This is a genomic window from Oceanobacillus sp. MO10714A (assembly GCF_037072045.1).
Lineage (GTDB): Bacteria > Bacillota > Bacilli > Bacillales > Amphibacillaceae > Oceanobacillus > Oceanobacillus indicireducens.
This window is the reverse complement of sequence record NZ_JAXHDC010000030.1, coordinates 25,761-43,756: the sequence shown is the minus strand read 5'-3', so window position 1 is coordinate 43,756 and position 17,996 is coordinate 25,761. Positions and strand designations below refer to the sequence as shown.

Here is a 17,996-nt window from a genome sequence, read left to right as displayed (position 1 = left end):
CATGCTAACGGTAAAATAACCCCCAGTTCTTTTCCCGTTAAGGTAAGAAGAACATGCTAAAGGGAGAATAACCCCTAGTTGTTTTCCCATTAAAGTAAGAAGAACATGCTAAAGGGAAAATAACCCTCAGTTGTTTTCCCATTAAAGTAAGAAGTACATGCTAACGGTAAAATAACCCTCAGTTGTTTTCCCATTAAGGTAAGAAGAACATGCTGATGGGAAAATAACCCCCAGTTGTTTTCCCATTAAGGTAAGAAGTACATGCTAAAGGTAAAATAACCCCCAGTTGTTTTCCCATTAAGGTAAGAAGAACATGCTGATGGTAAAATAACCCCCAGTTGTTTTCCCATTAAAGTAAGAAGAACATGCTAAAGGTAAAATAACCCCCAGTTCTTTTCCCGTTAAGGTAAGACGAACATGCTAAAGGGAAAACAAAATCCCATTATTCACAAAGATACGCAGGAACAATGGGATAATTTTATCCGCAAAAGGATACAATATTTTCTAGGGAGTAGTAACTCCTAATTTTATTTTTCCGCAAACAAACGTGATGAGGATGAATGGGATATGAAAGCAGCTCGATCTTTACGAAAACCAGTTATTTTATTAAATATCGATTCGTTGATGAGTGGGCCATTGGAGGTAGCTGCCCAAACAGGGCGCGCTCCCGCTTTACAGTTTTTAATGGAAAACGGTAATTACATATCCAATATGGTAACCTCGTTTCCAACGATGTCTGTAACCATAGACAGTAGCCTTTTGACAGGTACATATGCGGATAAACATCATATACCGGGGTTGAACTGGTTCGATGATTCGGAAAAGCAGTTCATTAATTACGGTACGGGCTTTCGGGAAACATTTCGGATGGGAATGCGAAAATCTGTTCATAATATGCTGTATCGCTTGAACCATGATCATTTGAGTGATGAAGTCACCACCATTTACGAAGAATTGGCTGCGCTGGGAATTCCCTCGGCTTCTATTAATTCTTTTGTCTATCGTGGAAATACCCCTAAACGTTTGCGTGTGCCACGGCTGCTTAGCACGTTGACTCATTTTGAAGATGGCAAGTGGACAGCTGAAGGCCCTTCTATTTTCTCGTTAGGGACTTTTTCAAAATTAAGGTCATGGAGTTTTCCAACCCAGATAGCTGCAGGAAATCGTAAATATACAGCAAGGGAACTTCGGTATTTAATTCGTAAAAATAAACTTCCTTTGTTTACTTTCTGTATTTTTCAGGATATGGACGCCCGTATTCATTTTAAAGGTCCGCTGGATATAAAGGGCATTACGAAAATAGATAAAGAAATACAAAAAACATTGAATTTATATTCAAGTTGGGAAGAAGCGCTTAATCAGAATGTATGGCTGATTATTGGGGATAACGGTCATGCTGCAACAGGTACCAAACATCGAGATGTTGTTATTGACTTACGTAAACTGCTGAAAAGTTACCGCATAGCGCGGATTGAACGTCCAGTACATAAAAAAGATCAGCTAGCTTTTAGTGTGAATCAGCGTATGGCTTATATTTATGTGCTGAATGAGAATCTCTTATTGGCTCCTATTATCGAAAGGTTAAAAAAGGATCACCGTATCGATATCATTGCTTGGAAGAACGACGATGGGGCTTCCGTAAACATTGAATCGGGAATGAGAAAAGGTTCCTTGCGATATAGCCGGGATGGGGAGTATAGAGATGTATATAATCAAACATGGAACGTGCACGGAAATCATGAGCTTCTTCAATTGACGTTGTCGAATGATAAAGTATTGTCCTATGGAGATTATCCGGATGCGTTAGCACGTTTATATGGTGCTTTACACTCTCATAAGGGAAGATTTATTGTGGTAAATGCGAAACCGGGCTGTGAATTTAAAGCCCAATCTACACCAGCTCATCTTTCAGGTGCAGCACATGGTTCCTTACACAGACAAGAATCGCTGGTACCATTGGTAATTGCAGGTACAAACGAAAAACCTGTCTTTCCGCGCTTTGTGGATATGAAGGAGTTTGTGCTCGGGTTAATTGTTCAATAAATTAGATAATTGGTTTCAAAGCAGCCTTGCTCCCATGTAAATATTGGGAATAAGGCTTACAGGTAATAATAACAAATGAAAACTTAAGACCGAGGGCGTGAATGATTTGGAGTTTTTTGGTGAACAAGAGTCTCTTAATTTTATACAATGGGTCCTAAGAGCAATTGTTGCGTTTTTCTTTCTGTTAATCGTGGCTAAAATAATGGGGCAACGATCCATATCCCAGTTAAGATTAATTGATTTTATGATGGCTTTATTAATTGGGAATATTATTGCACACCCTTTATCTGATGAGCAACTAGGGTTAAAAGGTTCGATGATCACGATATCTGTATTAGTAATACTGTATACGGTGGGTGTATATTTAAGTTTAAAATGGAGAGCGCTGCGGAAGTTCCTTGAACCAACCCCAATTTCGCTTATTAAAAACGGACAAATTATTTATAAAGGTTTATTAAAAGCAAGAATCTCACTCGATGTTTTATTATCAGAATTAAGAAAGCAAAAAATAGATGATATTAATAAAGTTTCTCTTGCATTATGGGAACCAGGCGGCAGTTTATCCGTGTTTTTATTTTCGCAGTATAACACAGTTACTCCAACGGACATGCAAATTGCTGTTAAACCATTATTTTTTCCCATGCCAATTGTTAAAGAAGGACAGATTGATGTTGAAACACTTAATCAATTTGGAAAAGATGAGATCTGGTTGAAGAAAAAATTCATGCATTGTTTGCAGTTGATTTAAAGGAAATTCTATTAGCAACGATCGACAGTAATGATGAGGTGAAAATTTTTACATACAAATAATATAGTGAAAGAAACTAAACTCCTAAAGGTTAGAGCAATCTCTCCTTGAGGAGTTTTTTTAAGATAAATGAAAAATGTTGTTGGATAATAGGTAATAGTTCTATATACTAGATACATAAGTTTACTTTTTTTAGAAAATTAAAAGGGAAAAAATATGAAGTGAGGGGGTTTGTAATGAATTTTATTAAACGGGGATTTTTAGGTATTACTAGAAACAAGGGGAAATCATTAATTTTATTGGCTGTTATCTTTATATTGGGAAATTTAATATCGGGGGCAATTTCCATCCAGCAAGCAACTAGTAATGTGGAGTCGAGTATCAAAGAGAGACTTGGTGCTGCTGCAACGGTTGAGATTGATTATGAAAAGCTTGATGCTCTCAGTGAAGCGGAATTGATGGAGACGGAAATTAAAGACATTGACATCGATTTGATAAAACAAATTGGTGAGCTCTCCTATGTGAAATATTATGATTATAATATGTCCACTTCTCTAGGGTCAGAGAGTATTGAGAGTTATCAGGGTGAAGATATGGAAGATTTAGTTCAATTTGGCCCGAGTATGGACTTTATGGTGAAAGGAATTAACTATGCTCCTGTTCTTGATTTTGAAGAAGAGAAGGCGAAATTAGTTGATGGACGCGTCTTTAACGAGGAAGAAGTGGAAAACGGTACTTCTGTCGCCATTATTTCGCAAAAATTAGCAGAATTAAATAATCTGCATGTGGGCGATACCTTTACGTTATCCAATATGGTCTTTACTTATGATGATGAGACCGGTGAAGAGGAAATAGTTACTTCCCGTGATGTAGTATTGGAAGTAATCGGCCTATTTGAATCTCAAACACTGAAGGAAGATGCAGGGGAAGATTCAGAAGATGGAATGTTCGATTTCATGGATATGGATTACCAAAATACAATCTACGTCCCAAATGAGATTGTCCGTAGTGAAACCGAATATTATTGGGAAGAGCTATTGAAGTCAGATGAAGAATTTGCGGAGATGATGGAGGCGGAAGGGGAAGATAGTTCCTTTGAATATTACACTCCAATGTTCGTCTTAAATAATCCGGAAGATAGTGAAGCATTTGAAGAAGAGGTAGCTCCATTACTGCCGAAGCTTTATACAGTAGTCAGTGCTACGGATCAGTATGATAGTATTGCCGGTCCGGTAGAGTCGATGTCGAAACTAGCAAAATATGTACTAGCGGCTGCCGTCATTGCAACGGTGCTGATTATTGGTTTAGTAGTTCTACTATTCTTGAGAGACCGGAAACGTGAACTAGGAATCTATTTATCTTTAGGGGAACGACGGGGTCGCGTTGTCGGGCAAATACTGATCGAAGTAATGGTTGTTGCTTTAATTGGGATTACGCTATCCCTATTCAGCGGTAACTTCATAGCCGGACAGGTATCCGATACGATGATGAAAGCTGATCATAATACATCTCAAGATGAAATGATGTATTTTAGTGAAATCCAGACGAATCTAACAACAGAAGATGTCTTGGATTCATATGAGGTAAGCCTTAATTCAAGCTATATTCTTATCTTCTATGGAATTGGACTGTTAACGATTTTAATTTCAACGGTTATTCCGCTTGTTTATATTTTACGGTTGAATCCAAAGAAAATACTGATGTAATGGAGGGGTGAAATGATGATATTAGAAGCGAAAGATTTAAATTATTATTATCAAGATGGTGACAAGCGTCGTTATATATTGAAAGACACATCTGTTTCTTTTGAAAAGGGGAAGTTCTACACGATTTTAGGGCAATCCGGTTCAGGGAAAACGACTCTTTTATCCCTACTCAGTGCTTTGGATTCACCGCATGGCGGGACCGTTTTGTTTAATGATGAAGATATTAAGAAAATAGGCTATGAAAAGTATCGCCGTAATAATGTCGGTATTATTTTTCAAAGCTATAATTTAATCCCGACCTTCACTGCGGTGGAAAATGTGTTGATTCCGATGTCAATTACAGAAAATGACATTCCGGAAGATGTAAAAACAGTTGCATATAATTTACTAGATTATATCGGGATTGTACAAAGTAAAGCCGATCGTCCGGTTAACAAGCTTTCCGGGGGAGAGCAGCAACGTGTGGCGATTGCCCGCGCGCTGGCGACGAACGTAGAGTTGATTCTTGCCGATGAACCGACGGGGAACTTGGATGAAGAGATGGAGCAGGAAATCATTGATATCTTTAAGAAAATGGCACACGAACATGATAAATGTGTCGTTGTCGTAACGCACTCCAATGAAATTGCAGTGCAATCGGATCAGGCTTACTTGCTAAGGAAAGGTGTACTATCTTCTTATGAGTGATTTTTTATCAAAATTTAATAAAGATAAGTATCAAGATATGCTGAATGAGCAAGAGGAAGATAAAGATAAACAAGTAAAAGAGGAGCAAGATAGGCAAACAGAGAATCAAGAAGAAACAGAGTTGCCGGAAAAACGAGAAAACCAGGAAAACCAAGCGCCTGCTTCGGAAATAGAAGATAACAAATCTGAACTTGAGACCGATCCTCCGCGGGCGCCTTCCCCTACACGGAACAGCCGACAGCGGGATGCCGAAGAAGAAGTGGAAATTGATCTGGACTACCGAAGAAAAAAGAGACGTCGGATGTGGCTGATTATTTCAGGATCCGTTTTAGCTTGTGGTTTGATTTTCTTCATCTATTATCTGCTTGTCCATGTGAAGGTTGAAGACTTTGTAGGAGAGTCTGTATCCGTGGCCCGGGAATGGGCAGGTGAGAATGATGTCGAAATTGAATTAAACCAGGAGTATAATATGGAATATGATGCCAATCAGGTTTTTGAGCAAAGTGTAGCTGCTGGGGATAAAATACGGAAAGGGAAGACTCTAGAGTTAACGAGCAGCTTGGGACCAGATCCAGAAGAGGTTATACCGCTCCCAGACTTTTCGGAAATGAGCCAGGAGGAAGCACGGAATTGGATTGACGAAAATAAAGCGGAAAACCTGCAATTGGTTACAGAGTATAGTGATGACCTTGAAGAAGGGGAATATATTAAGACTACGATCCGGGATAGTGGGGTCGATGAGGCGGAATATCAACGTAAACACAGTGCAGCCGTCTATTATTCAAAAGGAAAGGAAGTTTTTGAAAAGAATATAACGGTACCTGACTTTACAGGAAAGCCCAAAGAAGAAGTGGAAAAGTGGGCAGAAACGAATGAAATTGACATGACTTATGAAGAAGCTGACTCTGACAGTATCGAGCCAGAACATATTATTAGTCAAAGTGAAGCTGCAGATGAAAAGGTAGCAAAACGAGATAAGATGAAAGTGAAGGTATCTGTAGGTAAAGCTACGGTCGTTCCAAACTTTTGGGGACTGACTGCGGAGGAAGCAGTTAGCAATTACCCGGATTTAGATGTGACGGTAAAAGAGAGATACAATACAGACATACCTTATGGAAGATTCATTTCCCAATCCGTTGAGGCGGAAACCAAATTAACGGACCAAGATGATAAGGGTGTTACTGTTACGTATTCATTAGGTAAGCCGTATTTAGCTGATTTCCGTGGTCAAATGGAAGGAGATCTGCCACGGTTATTCTTTGATGAATATCAATCAAAAGGCGCTGATATTAAGTATATAGTCAAGTATGTCTATTCTCCAGAAGTAAAGGGAACAGTGGTGAATATGAGTAAATTCAATGAATTCGTACCAATGACGTATACCGTTGAAATCAGTATTAGTAATAATGCCTCCGCACCACCTAATCCGCCAGACTTTTTTGATGATGAACCGGAGGCCCCTGTAGTCGATGAAGATATTGAAGTGGACGAAGAATAAATATAATCATCATGTTTAAAAGCACTACGAAATTTAAAATGAGGAGAGAGCTTACCCTACCCGAAAGAAATGTGCTGGCTGTAGCAAATACATTTCGGTATGGTAAGCTTTTTTATTTAAATCGATTGATTGTTAACTTGTTTCATTTCTTATTATCTTCTGTACAGTGATGTAGAGCATTTTTATGAATTTAACAGTGCTAAAGTTGGGTTACTCATTAAAAAACAGTCATCTTATTATGCCTTTGTACGATATTCCGTGTTGTGCTTTTTAAGTGTTTCATCATTACCAAATAAAAAGTGTTTCTCCATGTTCGGGGAGAATTTTGAATTTATTGTTTCAACTCCGACAGCTTCTGCAACTTCTCTTAGCATTGCAGGTGAAGCACCGCAACATAAGCCGATATAATTAATACCAATTTCTTTTGCCTCTTTTGCCCATTCCGCTAATTCGAAACGATTATGGTAAAGCGGATCAAGTGCAGTCGGGAAAGTTGTTTCCGTAGGCAATGTGCAATTGCATCCGGCATCAGGCAAATTAAAGAATGTCGGATTTTCTTCCGTTGTCCGATATGGAAGTGGTAGAGCGCCCACATAGCCATCTACATTTTTTCGGATGTCCACTAAGTATGAATGCATTGTATCAGGTCCGCGGAAGCAGTTCAGACCAACTACTAATGCCCCCTTTTCAGAAAGGATTTTACATGATTCATCTGCCGTATATCCATCTCTTAAAATGTTCTCCGCAAATAAGGCTAACGTAATCACTGCAGGTAAACCTTGTTTTTGAATTTCTTCCAAGGCGATTAATGCTTCTTCATGATAATAAAATGTTTCACCAACAATGTAGTCAACGCCCTCTTCCTTACACCATTTCACCATTTCTGCAAAAATACTTCTCACTTCTTCCTTGGAAGCTGGATTATTTGGATCAAAAATATTTGTATTCGAAATATTTCCCGCAACAAGTGCTTCCTCTGTCGGGTGTTCCTTGGCTACTTCTTTTGCCAACCGAATTGCACTCCGATTTAGCGGCTCTAATAAATCTTCTTTACCAATAATGCGAAGCTTCTCTCGATGACCATTATACGTAAACGCTAAGATCACATCAGATCCAGCATTCATAAAATCTCTATAGGTTTGTTTAAGTGCTTCTGGGTTTTCTAGTGCCACTTCCGGTACAAATGACCCTGCTTGTAAATAACCCCTTCGTTCCAATTCAAACAAATACCCTTCTCCAACAATAACTGTTCCTTCTTTTAACCTTTGTTCTAGAGTACGTTTCATTTCTTCTCCTCCTGTTTTATATGTAATAAAATAATAAAAACCCCTTCTTAATATAAGAAGAGGTTTAAATCGCATTACTAGTTTCTCTTCTTATCTTCAAGCTTAACGCTACTGGAATTGGCACAGTGCTTCAAAAAGTCTGTTGCCGAGGTATCAAAGGGCCAGTCCCTCCACCTCTCTAGATAAGAAAATTACATATTTAATTTTGATAATTTTTACTCTACATAGGTTTCGTATAAATGTCAAGAGAAAATTTAATAATTATTTTAAAATTTAGTTAATGCTATTCGTGTTTTAAACCGACAATATCCGGTTCTAATTTTTCGGGTATTCGTTTTCAATTGTTATTATAATAATCTTATGAAGGAGGGAATAAGCGATGCTGAAAAATATGAATTGTTTCTGAGTGGCTCCCTTCATCAGATTATGAATTGGTTGAGGCTCCTGAAATGAAATTTCATTTACGGGGGATTTATTTGTTTATAGCGAAATTTGGATTGCTGTACAAAAGAAAAATTAACATGTAACAAAAAATGCCTTTAGTATTGGACTGGGTTGATCGCAATCCAGTCCTCTAACTGTTTAAGATTAATTCCATTAATAACTAGGAATTTAGTTTTGAAATATATGGTAAGATTAATTGAGTTAGAATAATTAATAAATATAGAATTAAGGGGAGAAAGTGATGATTATTAGAAAAGCTAGTACAACTGATGCAAAAAAATTAGCTAATCTTATAAAGGAAGTCGAAAAAAATTCAAAATATATGCTCTGGGAATCTGGTGAAAGAGAAGTTCAGGCAGAGAGCCAAGTGGAAATGATCAAAAGCATACAAGCAAGTGAAAATTCTACGATATTTGTAGCAGAAAAGGAGCAGGATTTAGTGGGTTATCTTTTTGCAATAGGTGGAAAGGCACGAAGAAATAAGCATTCCGTTTATATCGTTGTCGGCATATTACAAGCCAAGAGAGGACAAGGAATTGGTACAAAACTATTTTATCGGTTGGATCGTTGGGCACGGGATAGGAATATTCGAAGGTTGGAATTAACTGTGGTTACGAAGAATGATACAGCTCTTTCATTATATAGAAAAGCAGGGTTTGAAATAGAAGGGACCAAAAGGCATTCCTTGCTTATAGGTGATGAGTTCATGGATGAATATTATATGGCAAAATTATTATAGACAAGCTCGATTCTGCATATGTGGGATCGAGCCTTTTTAAGCTTAATTTTAGAAAATGGGATTGACATTTATCTGAAGGTGTTATATGGTTAATTACATAAGTAATTAACCAACTAAGGAATGAACTTAAATGAAGAAAAAACTAGATGACAGCAAGCCAATTTTCATGCAGATAAAGGATTTAATTGAGGATTCGATTATGGATGAATCCTATCAGACGGGGACCAGGGTACCATCAACGAATGAATTTGCTGCCTTTTATCAAATTAATCCTGCAACCGCTGGAAAAGGGATTAATGAGTTGGTCGGAGAAGGAATATTGGTTAAAAAGAGAGGGGTGGGCATGTTTGTTACCGAAACAGCAAAAGAGATTGTTATGGAGAAAAGGAAACAGACTTTTTATGACAATTACATGCTACCACTCAAAGAGGAAGCAAAAAAGCTTCAGATTAAAGATGAAGAACTTATAGAAATGCTGCAAAGGAAGGATGAAGGATATGAAGATTGAAGTGAATAATTTGAGTAAGAAGTATGGAGAAAAGTATGCATTAAATCATGTATCTTTTGCACTCGAGAAAAATAAAATCTACGGTCTGCTTGGGAGAAACGGTGCCGGGAAAACGACATTCATGAATATTCTTAGTGGCCAAATTATGCCATCGAGTGGAGAAATAAAAATTGCTGGTGAAAATCCATTCGATCAGCAAGAATTGACGGAATCGATTTGTCTGATTAAGGAATCCAATAACTTCCCCAAAGAACTGAAAATCAAAGATGTGTTAAAGATATTTTCTTACTTTTATCCGAATTGGGATTACTCCTTTGCAGAAGATTTATTAAAAGAATTTAATCTAACACCTCGATTAAAAGTAAAAGCATTATCCAAAGGGATGGAGTCTGCTTTAGGTATCACGGTTGGCTTAGCGAGCAGGGCTCCGATTACCGTTTTTGATGAACCATATATTGGAATGGACGCGCCGTCACGGAAACGATTTTATGAATTATTGTTAGAGGATTACGAGGATTATCCAAGAACAATCATCTTTTCCACCCATTTAATTGATGAGGTGAGTTTAATGTTTGAAGAGGTAATTATCTTGCAGGAAGGCTTGGTCGTTTTGCAGGAGGATTCAGAGGTGTTAAGACAACAAACGGTAGCCGTGTCTGGACCGACGGAAAAAGTAGATCAATTTTTACAAGGTAAAGATGTGATTGAACTCAAAAGTCTTGCAGGAAATTCAATGGCCTATGCCTTTGGTACTAGCGAAGAAGCGAAAGATTTCGGATTAGATGCAGAAGCGGTTCCGGTACAGGAATTAATGATTCATTTGACAGAAAAGAAAGGAGCGCACGCATGAATAATCAAGTGAAAGGACTTATTTATTATTATACACAAGACATGAAGTATCATGTGAAGATCTTTTGGACGATTCTAATTGCGATTACCGTTGCTACTAGTATTATGGCTTATTTCTTGATGGGCGTAGAAGGGAGCAGATTTTATTGGGCGTTCCCGTTTGCAACGTATACGAATGTCGCAATTATTGCTTTTCAAAGTGTTAAAAAGGACATTCCTTTTGGATTGAAAATGGGAGCGATTCGGAAAAACATTTTTCTGAGCTATGCCTATTTCTTCTTTTGCTATTCCCTATTAATGGCGATAGCGGCTAATACCTTGCAGACAATTTTAGAAGGGTTGCTTAACGTCTTCGGTGTTACAAACTATATTTTTGGACATCCGGCTATGCTGCTGACAGATACATGGTTGACAAGAACAGTTATTGATACATTCATTATGTTCTTTCTTATGGCCTTACTATTATTAGTCGGATTAATATTTTACCAATCTGGTTTACTAGGTGGAGGAATTACATTAGGAGCAATACTAGTCGTAATCTTGTATGGTCTTTTTGAGGGCTGGTTAATTGAAGCATTTGCGAATATTTTATCTGATGCATCCATGCTGACTTTTGCAACGATTTTCGTAATCGGTATTGGTTTATATCTTTTTAGTTATCTGTTTATACAGAGGGTGACTGTTGTGAGGAAGGTGTAAAGTAGAGCACAGAAACTTTAGTTTTTGGAACGCTCGAAAATTAAATGAAGGGGAACAATGAAATTATGGAGTATTTGTAAATTATAACTTGACATTTATACAATAATAAGATATTGTTTACAACAATTTAATATCCAATTTGATGACGAAAACGAGTAATTATGGAATCTTATCTACAGAGAGTTGACGAATTGCTGAGAGTCAATGGTAAGTCCGTAATGAAAATCCTTTCCGAGAAGCAAAGTTGAATGGAATTAAACTTTGACGGCATCCTACCGATAACCAGGACACGTATGATAGTACGTAGTGTATTTAGCAAGTAAAAAAACCACCACTGCGATGGTTTTTTATTTTGTTTAAAGGCGAGTTAAATAGGAGCTCGATTCTACGTAGGTGGAATCGGGCTTTTTTAATATTAAATGAGGTGATATTTTGAAGGAAACAAATGTCGAGAGGGAATTAAGAATACGTAAAAAATGGGAGCGGGAGAAAACTTTTCAACATTCAATCTCTAATCGCGAGGGGAAAGAGACGTATGTTTTTTATGAAGGGCCGCCGACAGCTAACGGATTACCCCATGCAGGTCACGCACTTGGCAGAACCATCAAAGATTTTGTAGCAAGATATAAGACGATGTCAGGATATCAAGTATTAAGAAAGGCGGGATGGGATACACATGGTTTACCTGTCGAGTTAGAAGTTGAAAAGCAGTTAAACATTCGTGGGAAGGATCAGATTGAAGCGTACGGGATTGAAAATTTTATCCAAAAGTGTAAAGAGAGTGTTTTCACTTATGAAAATGAGTGGAGAGAATTCACCGAAGAACTTGGGTATTGGGTAGATATGGATGCCCCTTATGTAACGTTGAACAATGAATATATTGAGTCTGTTTGGAATATCTTATCGATTATCCATCAGAAAGAATTGTTGTATAAAGGACACCGGGTTGTTCCGTATTGCCCAAACTGTGAGACTTCTCTAAGCTCACATGAAGTTGCACAGGGGTATAAAGATGTATCAGATCTATCTGTAACCGCAAAATTTCGTTTGAAAGGGAAGGAAAACGAATATTTTCTAGGTTGGACAACAACGCCATGGACGTTACCAGGTAATGTTGCACTTGCTGTGAATCCGAATATGAACTATGTAAGAGTCAGAGTTGAAGAAGATATATATATTTTGGCAGAGTCTTTGGCACCTATGGTTTTAAAGGGAAATTATGAGATATTGGATGTGTTAAAAGGAAAAGAATTGATTGGTCTTTCATATGAAGCCATTTTTAATTATGTCACAGTAGATAAAGGATATCGTATTATTGGAGCGGATTTTGTAACGGAAAATAGTGGAACTGGTATTGTTCATTTGGCTCCTGCACACGGGGAAGATGACTATGAGGCAATCAAGGATTATGGATTTGACTTTGTAAATGTTGTTGATACAAAGGGGCGGTATAAGGATTATGTCACTCCGCTTGCAGGGCAATTTGTGAAAGATTGTGATGTCGAGATTATAAAAATGCTTGCCAAAGAAAATCTTTTATTCGATAAGAAAAAATATGAACACAGCTATCCTCATTGTTGGCGGTGTGATAGCCCACTTCTTTATTATGCCATGGAAGGCTGGTTTATTAAAACAACTGCTGTAAAAGAAAAAATGAAAGCAAATAACCAAGAAGTGGCTTGGCACCCGCCCCATATGAGAAATGGAAGGTTTGGGAACTTTTTGGATAACATGGTTGATTGGAATATCGGACGCAACAGATACTGGGGAACTCCGTTAAACGTATGGACTTGTGAGGGTTGTGGCGCTGAAAAAGCCCCACACTCTATAAATGAATTAAGAGACCTTTCTACCGAGGAGTTACCTGAACATATTGAGTTGCATAAACCATACGTGGACCGGATATACCTCAGATGTTCTTGCGGAGGTGTAATGATTAGAACGAGCGAGGTAATCGATGTGTGGTTTGATAGTGGTTCGATGCCATTTGCTCAATATCATTATCCATTTGAAAACGAAGCATTATTTCAGAAACAATTCCCAGCGGATGTAGTTATTGAAGGAGTTGATCAAACAAGAGGCTGGTTCTACAGTCTATTAGCAGTTTCCACTTTATTTACCGGCCAGTCACCATATAAACGAGTTCTTTCTTTAGGCCATATTTTAGATGAACATGGGCAAAAGATGTCTAAAAGCAAAGGGAATGCATTGAACCCTGCTGAGCTGATACATGAATTCGGCGCTGATTCATTAAGATGGGCGTTATTAGCCGACAGTTCGCCTTGGAATAATAAACGCTTTTCTAAACAAACAGTGAGTCAGGCAAAATCTAAAGTTATCGATACACTACAAAACGTATATTCGTTTTATTCCATGTATGCCAAGATAGATCAATTTGATGCCCGAAAAGATTTCGGCGGCAAACAGAACGTGCTTGATAAGTGGATTCTTTCACGCTTAAATACGGTAATAAAGGAAGTTACTCAAAGCTTAGAAGAATATGAAATTACGAGGGGTGCAACATCGATAGCATTATTTATCGATGAGGTAAGTAATTGGTATGTGAGAAATTCCAGACAGCGTTTCTGGAGCAGTGGAATGAGTGATGATAAACGAGCGGCTTTTAGCACTTTATTTGAAGTGTTAACGAAGCTCATGCAACTCATGGCTCCTTACACTCCATTTATTACAGAAGATATTTATTCCGAGTTAGTAGAAGATAGCGTTCATTTATCTGACTATCCTTCACCAGACGGGACAAAGATCGATCAACAATTAGAGAAAGATATGGATGCGGTATTACAAATAGTTGAACTTACAAGATCGATCAGAAATACAACAGGGATAAAAACGAAATTACCTCTGGCCCAACTGGTTATCATTTTAAAAGAAGAATTTGCTTCATTACAATTGGAAAAGTACGCTTCTATTATACGGGATGAATTGAATGTGAAGGACGTCATATTTAATGTAGATGAGCGTGCATATCTACAATACAATCTAAAATTAAACTTTTCCGTGGTTGGTCCAAAGTTAGGTAAGTACGTTGGTGAGGTAAAAAATAAGGTCGAGGCGCTAACTGATAAACAGAAAGAAAAAGTTGTTGAAGAAAAAGAACTGAAGTTACCGTTAAGTACAGGAGAAATGGTAACACTTACTTTAGGTGATTTAATAATCGAGAAAAAAGGCAGATCCAGTTTTGAATTATTAGAACGAAATAATATTACTGTTTTATTAGATACGGAACTGACGCAAGCATTAAAAGAAGAAGGATTGGTTAGGGAATTTATTCGTGCTGTTCAATCGTATCGGAAAGAGTTGAATCTTCCTGTTGAGTTAAGAATAGATCTTTTTATCCAAGCTAATCCGGAACTTCAAAAAGTATTAGTTAAGTTTGATGACTTGCTGCATGAAAATCTAATCGTTCAATCGATTAATTTTGAAGAAAAGCCAAAAATGAGGCGTTTTGAAGTGGAAGGAAATGAAATTCATCTGTATATTGAATCATAATTAAAAAATATCAAAGAGACAATGCTGCTTCGTTTCTTTGGTATTTTTGTTGAAAAGAAAGATAAATTTCCTCTAAATTTAACTTTCGTAGTCTGAAACATTGAGCTATCCCTTGGTATAATCAGTGCAACCAGTAATTCATTATAGTTATGGAACGATCCCAAAACTTCAATTGAGTGATTAGAGGATTCTAATGACTCGTTTGAAGGTGATTCGAGTTCATTCGAGTGAATAGCGGGGCTCTAATCGATCGAATGCAGCAGATTCCAGTCCGCTCGGGTAAATAGAGGAGCCCCATTCCCGTTTGAACAAGATCCTAGTTCACTCGGGCTGAAAATCTTATCAGCATCTGAAAACACTTACTTTGCTTGAATTCACTACTAAAGCTGTCCGTTTATGGTATTGAACTCTTCGTACAGTGGTTAAGAGCAATTTTATGAAGTTTATCAGTGCAAAAATTGAGTTTATAATAGAATGTTGAGGGAGAAAAATGGTGAACAGATTAAATCTCATCACATTCGGCACAAAGGATATCATCAAATCCCACAATTTTTTCAAACATCCTTATATATAGACTATAAAAATGTCCTAATCTTCTTCAAGCAGTCTTCAACAATCTCTTCTGGTGCATTTTCAATAGTTTCAGAATTTCTAGCTTTGAAATCTAAATTTTTTAGTTGATCCGTTTTAACGACACCATTTACCTTTAAATCATCAGGCAATCTAACATGAAATCCCCATTTATTTACATCCTATTGAAGAGCGATAAATCCTTTGAAATCCTTCGATATATGTTGTATTTAAGTATACATTCTTTAAAGGATTGTTTATGCTCCTTAAAACCCTCTGAAGATTTTTTATAACCCGCTATGTCTAGAAACTAACTTTAAACTTATCCTCAAAACTTGACGCGTGTCAATTACTCCCTTTGGATTCTTCGATATGATAAAGGCAGAAGATAACGCAATACTAAATATACCAAAAAGGAGAGATGAAGATGTTTATACGCTGGATTAATAAAGCTAAAAAACAAATTACGTTTCTATCAGGAGCATCGTTAATTCTCGCGCTTATTATTCATTATTTTGGTCCCTACGAGCTGAGGCAAGCAATCTTAGTGTTCGCTACAGTTTTAGCAGGAATTCCAATTTTCATTAAAGCGTACCAGGCCGTAAGAATGCGGGTGTTCAGCATTGAACTTCTTGTCACGATTGCCGTCATCGGCGCTCTATTCATTGGTGAGTTTGTTGAGTCAGCTGTCGTGACGTTCTTATTTTTATTCGGGGATTACTTGGAAACACGTACACTGGAGAAGACCCGCCGCTCATTGAAAGACCTTGTCGATATGGCACCACAGGAAGCAACGGTTATCCGTAACGGCGAGACAGAGACAATTCCAGTGGAAAATGTCGTGGCAGGTGATCGCATCATCATTCGTTCCGGGGGAAAAGTGCCAGTAGACGGAAAGGTCGTTTCTGGGCAAGCCTTTCTGAATGAAGCTGCAGTCACCGGGGAATCTGTACCGGTATCAAAGCGTAACGATGATCAAGTGTTCAGTGGAACGATTGTTGATAATGGATATATTGAAATGATTGCGGAACGAGTCGGGGATGACACGACGTTTGCGAAAATCATTGAGTTAGTTGAAGAAGCTCAGGAGTCCAAATCAAAAACACAAAAATTCTTGGATAGATTCGCCAATATTTATACACCGGCAGTTGTTGTTTTATCGATACTCGTTTACCTGATAACAAGGGATCTGCATATCGCGATTACATTCTTAGTTGTCGCTTGTCCTGGTGCCCTCGTAATCGGTGCCCCGGTATCGAGCGTAGCGGGGATTGGTAATGGTGCAAGAAACGGCGTTCTCGTAAAAGGTGGAGAAATGATGGATAACCTCTCCAAAGTAGACACCCTTGTCTTTGATAAAACGGGTACACTAACGAAAGGAAAGCCGGAAGTTACGGATATTAAAACGTTCGGTAATTATGATGAAGTGACATTATTACAGCTTGTAGCTGAAGCGGAAACAATCTCTGAACATCACTTGGGTCAAACGATTGTGAAGGAGGCTCAAGCAAGAAATCTTGAATTAACAAGAGAGCCGGAAAGTAGTGAAGTCATTAAAGGGGGCGGAATCAAAGCTACCGTTGGCGATTATGGGCTTGCAATTGGTAATCGTAAATTGATGAATGCAGAAGGAATCCACATACCAGAAGAAGTGGCAATTTATCAAATTAACCAAGAAAAGGCAGGAAATACCGCTATTTTCGTAAGCATCGATGGTGCGATAGCAGGAATATTCTCCATTGCAGACCAGATTAGAGAGGATGCTAAAGCTGCACTAGCTGAAATGAGACGTAATGGTGTGAAGAAAATTATCATGCTGACGGGTGACAACAAACATGCAGCAGAACTTGTCTCCAACGAGTTGGGCATTGATGTGTTTTATGCAGAATTGTTACCAGAAGACAAAGTAAAGTATGTGAAAAAGTTGAAGGAATCCGGTCACGTTGTCGCCATGGCCGGGGACGGAATCAACGACGCACCGGCGATTGCTACTGCAGATATCGGGCTTGCGATGGGAGAAGGAGGGACGGATATATCAATGGAAACAGCAGATGTCGTCTTGATGGCAGATAAATTGTCGCAGTACTCCCACGCTTATTCTTTATCAAAAGCGACAATTCGTAATATGAAGCAAAACACATTCCTTGCTGTCGGAGTCGTGTTCCTTCTCTTAATAGGAGTACTTGCAGGAGTAATCAATCTAGCGTCAGGAATGTTCATCCATGAAGCAAGCGTACTTGCGGTAATTTTAAATGCGATGCGACTAATCCGTTTCAACAAGAAGAATCAAGAAGTCAAAGAAAGTCTTAAAGCAAAACTTGTTTAATGGGGTCAGCGAATAGAAACGATTCCCTGCGAGCACAAAATATCAAAGAAAAAATTTAAAAACTTGACGTAGGTCAAAGAAAGAATATGGGATACAGGATATGATAAAGGTAGAAAATAACAAAGGAGAGATGAATAATGACAACAGTTAAATTTCAATTGGAGCCCCTCACTTGCCCAACATGTATTAAAAAGATTGAAACAGGTTTAAGCAGAATCGATGGTATTGAAGAAGCGAAAGTGATGTTCAACTCAAGTAAAGTAAAGGCAACGTTTAATGAAGAACAGGTTAGTGCTGATGACATAAAGGAAACAATAGAAAAATTAGGTTACGCTGTACTGTAATAAAGTAAAATACAAGCAACTCACCTGGTTTCGTTAGGT

13 protein-coding genes, 1 pseudogene and 1 riboswitch are annotated in these 17,996 nt (G+C 38.0%); of the genes and pseudogenes, 12 read left to right on the top strand and 2 right to left on the bottom strand.

Annotated features, from left to right (window positions below; genetic code table 11):
- Positions 1-567 precede the first annotated feature (567 nt).
- The 5 genes from SPD53_RS13920 (at position 568) to SPD53_RS13900 (ending at position 6,682) form a co-directional block, all read left to right on the top strand.
- Positions 568-2,043 carry an alkaline phosphatase family protein gene (locus SPD53_RS13920; RefSeq protein WP_336252931.1) on the top strand — a complete coding sequence of 492 codons (1,476 nt, stop codon included), beginning with the start codon at positions 568-570 and terminating at the stop codon, positions 2,041-2,043.
- Positions 2,044-2,140: 97 nt separating this feature from the next.
- The gene (locus SPD53_RS13915) at positions 2,141-2,791 is read left to right on the top strand and encodes a DUF421 domain-containing protein (RefSeq protein WP_336252930.1); all 651 of its coding nucleotides are present in this window, start codon (positions 2,141-2,143) and stop codon (positions 2,789-2,791) included.
- 236 nt (positions 2,792-3,027) lie between these two features.
- Positions 3,028-4,497: an ABC transporter permease gene (locus SPD53_RS13910; RefSeq protein WP_336252929.1), complete on the top strand. Its 1,470-nt coding sequence runs from the start codon at positions 3,028-3,030 to the stop codon at positions 4,495-4,497.
- Between the two features lie 15 nt (positions 4,498-4,512).
- Positions 4,513-5,184 carry an ABC transporter ATP-binding protein gene (locus SPD53_RS13905; protein WP_198042698.1) on the top strand — a complete coding sequence of 224 codons (672 nt, stop codon included), beginning with the start codon at positions 4,513-4,515 and terminating at the stop codon, positions 5,182-5,184.
- Positions 5,177-6,682: a PASTA domain-containing protein gene (locus SPD53_RS13900; protein ID WP_336252928.1), complete on the top strand. Its 1,506-nt coding sequence runs from the start codon at positions 5,177-5,179 to the stop codon at positions 6,680-6,682. The genes SPD53_RS13905 and SPD53_RS13900 overlap by 8 nt, the downstream gene beginning before the upstream one ends.
- A 236-nt stretch (positions 6,683-6,918) precedes the next feature.
- Here SPD53_RS13900 and SPD53_RS13895 read toward each other — a convergent pair whose 3' ends face one another.
- Positions 6,919-7,968, bottom strand: coding sequence for a homocysteine S-methyltransferase family protein (locus SPD53_RS13895; protein WP_156857692.1), 1,050 nt, complete (start codon positions 7,966-7,968; stop codon positions 6,919-6,921).
- Positions 7,969-8,055: 87 nt separating this feature from the next.
- A riboswitch (SAM riboswitch) is annotated at positions 8,056-8,157 on the bottom strand.
- 496 nt (positions 8,158-8,653) lie between these two features.
- Between SPD53_RS13895 and SPD53_RS13885 the strand changes: the two genes are divergently transcribed.
- From SPD53_RS13885 to ileS, 5 genes are all read left to right on the top strand, one after another.
- On the top strand, positions 8,654-9,151 hold the full coding sequence (locus SPD53_RS13885) for a GNAT family N-acetyltransferase (RefSeq protein WP_188856433.1): 498 nt from the start codon (positions 8,654-8,656) through the stop codon (positions 9,149-9,151).
- 130 nt (positions 9,152-9,281) lie between these two features.
- Positions 9,282-9,659: a GntR family transcriptional regulator gene (locus SPD53_RS13880; RefSeq protein WP_156857841.1), complete on the top strand. Its 378-nt coding sequence runs from the start codon at positions 9,282-9,284 to the stop codon at positions 9,657-9,659.
- A complete protein-coding gene (locus SPD53_RS13875) occupies positions 9,649-10,509 on the top strand; it encodes an ABC transporter ATP-binding protein (RefSeq protein WP_188856432.1) in 861 nt (286 codons plus the stop codon). Before SPD53_RS13880 ends, SPD53_RS13875 begins: the two co-directional genes overlap by 11 nt.
- The gene (locus SPD53_RS13870; protein WP_336252927.1) at positions 10,506-11,207 is read left to right on the top strand and encodes a hypothetical protein; all 702 of its coding nucleotides are present in this window, start codon (positions 10,506-10,508) and stop codon (positions 11,205-11,207) included. The genes SPD53_RS13875 and SPD53_RS13870 overlap by 4 nt, the downstream gene beginning before the upstream one ends.
- Positions 11,208-11,639: 432 nt before the next feature.
- On the top strand, positions 11,640-14,717 hold the full coding sequence (gene ileS, locus SPD53_RS13865) for an isoleucine--tRNA ligase (protein ID WP_336252926.1): 3,078 nt from the start codon (positions 11,640-11,642) through the stop codon (positions 14,715-14,717).
- A gap of 575 nt (positions 14,718-15,292) precedes the next feature.
- Here the strand turns inward: ileS and SPD53_RS13860 are convergent.
- Positions 15,293-15,451: pseudogene (locus SPD53_RS13860) on the bottom strand (type II toxin-antitoxin system PemK/MazF family toxin); the annotation flags it as partial.
- A 263-nt stretch (positions 15,452-15,714) separates the two neighbouring features.
- Here SPD53_RS13860 and SPD53_RS13855 point away from each other — a divergent pair.
- On the top strand, positions 15,715-17,613 hold the full coding sequence (locus SPD53_RS13855; protein WP_188856430.1) for a heavy metal translocating P-type ATPase: 1,899 nt from the start codon (positions 15,715-15,717) through the stop codon (positions 17,611-17,613).
- Between the two features lie 137 nt (positions 17,614-17,750).
- Entirely contained in the window at positions 17,751-17,957 is a 207-nt protein-coding gene (locus SPD53_RS13850; protein ID WP_188856429.1) for a heavy-metal-associated domain-containing protein, read from the top strand.
- The last annotated feature ends 39 nt before the right edge of the window (positions 17,958-17,996 follow it).

Coding starts and splice junctions, on each gene's coding strand:
- SPD53_RS13900 (WP_336252928.1), top strand. CDS start 5,177: ATGAGTGATTTTTTATCAAAATTTAATAAAGATAAGTATCAAGATATG.
- SPD53_RS13905 (WP_198042698.1), top strand. CDS start 4,513: ATGATATTAGAAGCGAAAGATTTAAATTATTATTATCAAGATGGTGAC.
- SPD53_RS13870 (WP_336252927.1), top strand. CDS start 10,506: ATGAATAATCAAGTGAAAGGACTTATTTATTATTATACACAAGACATG.
- SPD53_RS13885 (WP_188856433.1), top strand. CDS start 8,654: ATGATTATTAGAAAAGCTAGTACAACTGATGCAAAAAAATTAGCTAAT.
- SPD53_RS13920 (WP_336252931.1), top strand. CDS start 568: ATGAAAGCAGCTCGATCTTTACGAAAACCAGTTATTTTATTAAATATC.
- SPD53_RS13855 (WP_188856430.1), top strand. CDS start 15,715: ATGTTTATACGCTGGATTAATAAAGCTAAAAAACAAATTACGTTTCTA.
- SPD53_RS13880 (WP_156857841.1), top strand. CDS start 9,282: ATGAAGAAAAAACTAGATGACAGCAAGCCAATTTTCATGCAGATAAAG.
- SPD53_RS13850 (WP_188856429.1), top strand. CDS start 17,751: ATGACAACAGTTAAATTTCAATTGGAGCCCCTCACTTGCCCAACATGT.
- SPD53_RS13875 (WP_188856432.1), top strand. CDS start 9,649: ATGAAGATTGAAGTGAATAATTTGAGTAAGAAGTATGGAGAAAAGTAT.
- SPD53_RS13895 (WP_156857692.1), bottom strand. CDS start 7,968: ATGAAACGTACTCTAGAACAAAGGTTAAAAGAAGGAACAGTTATTGTT.
- SPD53_RS13910 (WP_336252929.1), top strand. CDS start 3,028: ATGAATTTTATTAAACGGGGATTTTTAGGTATTACTAGAAACAAGGGG.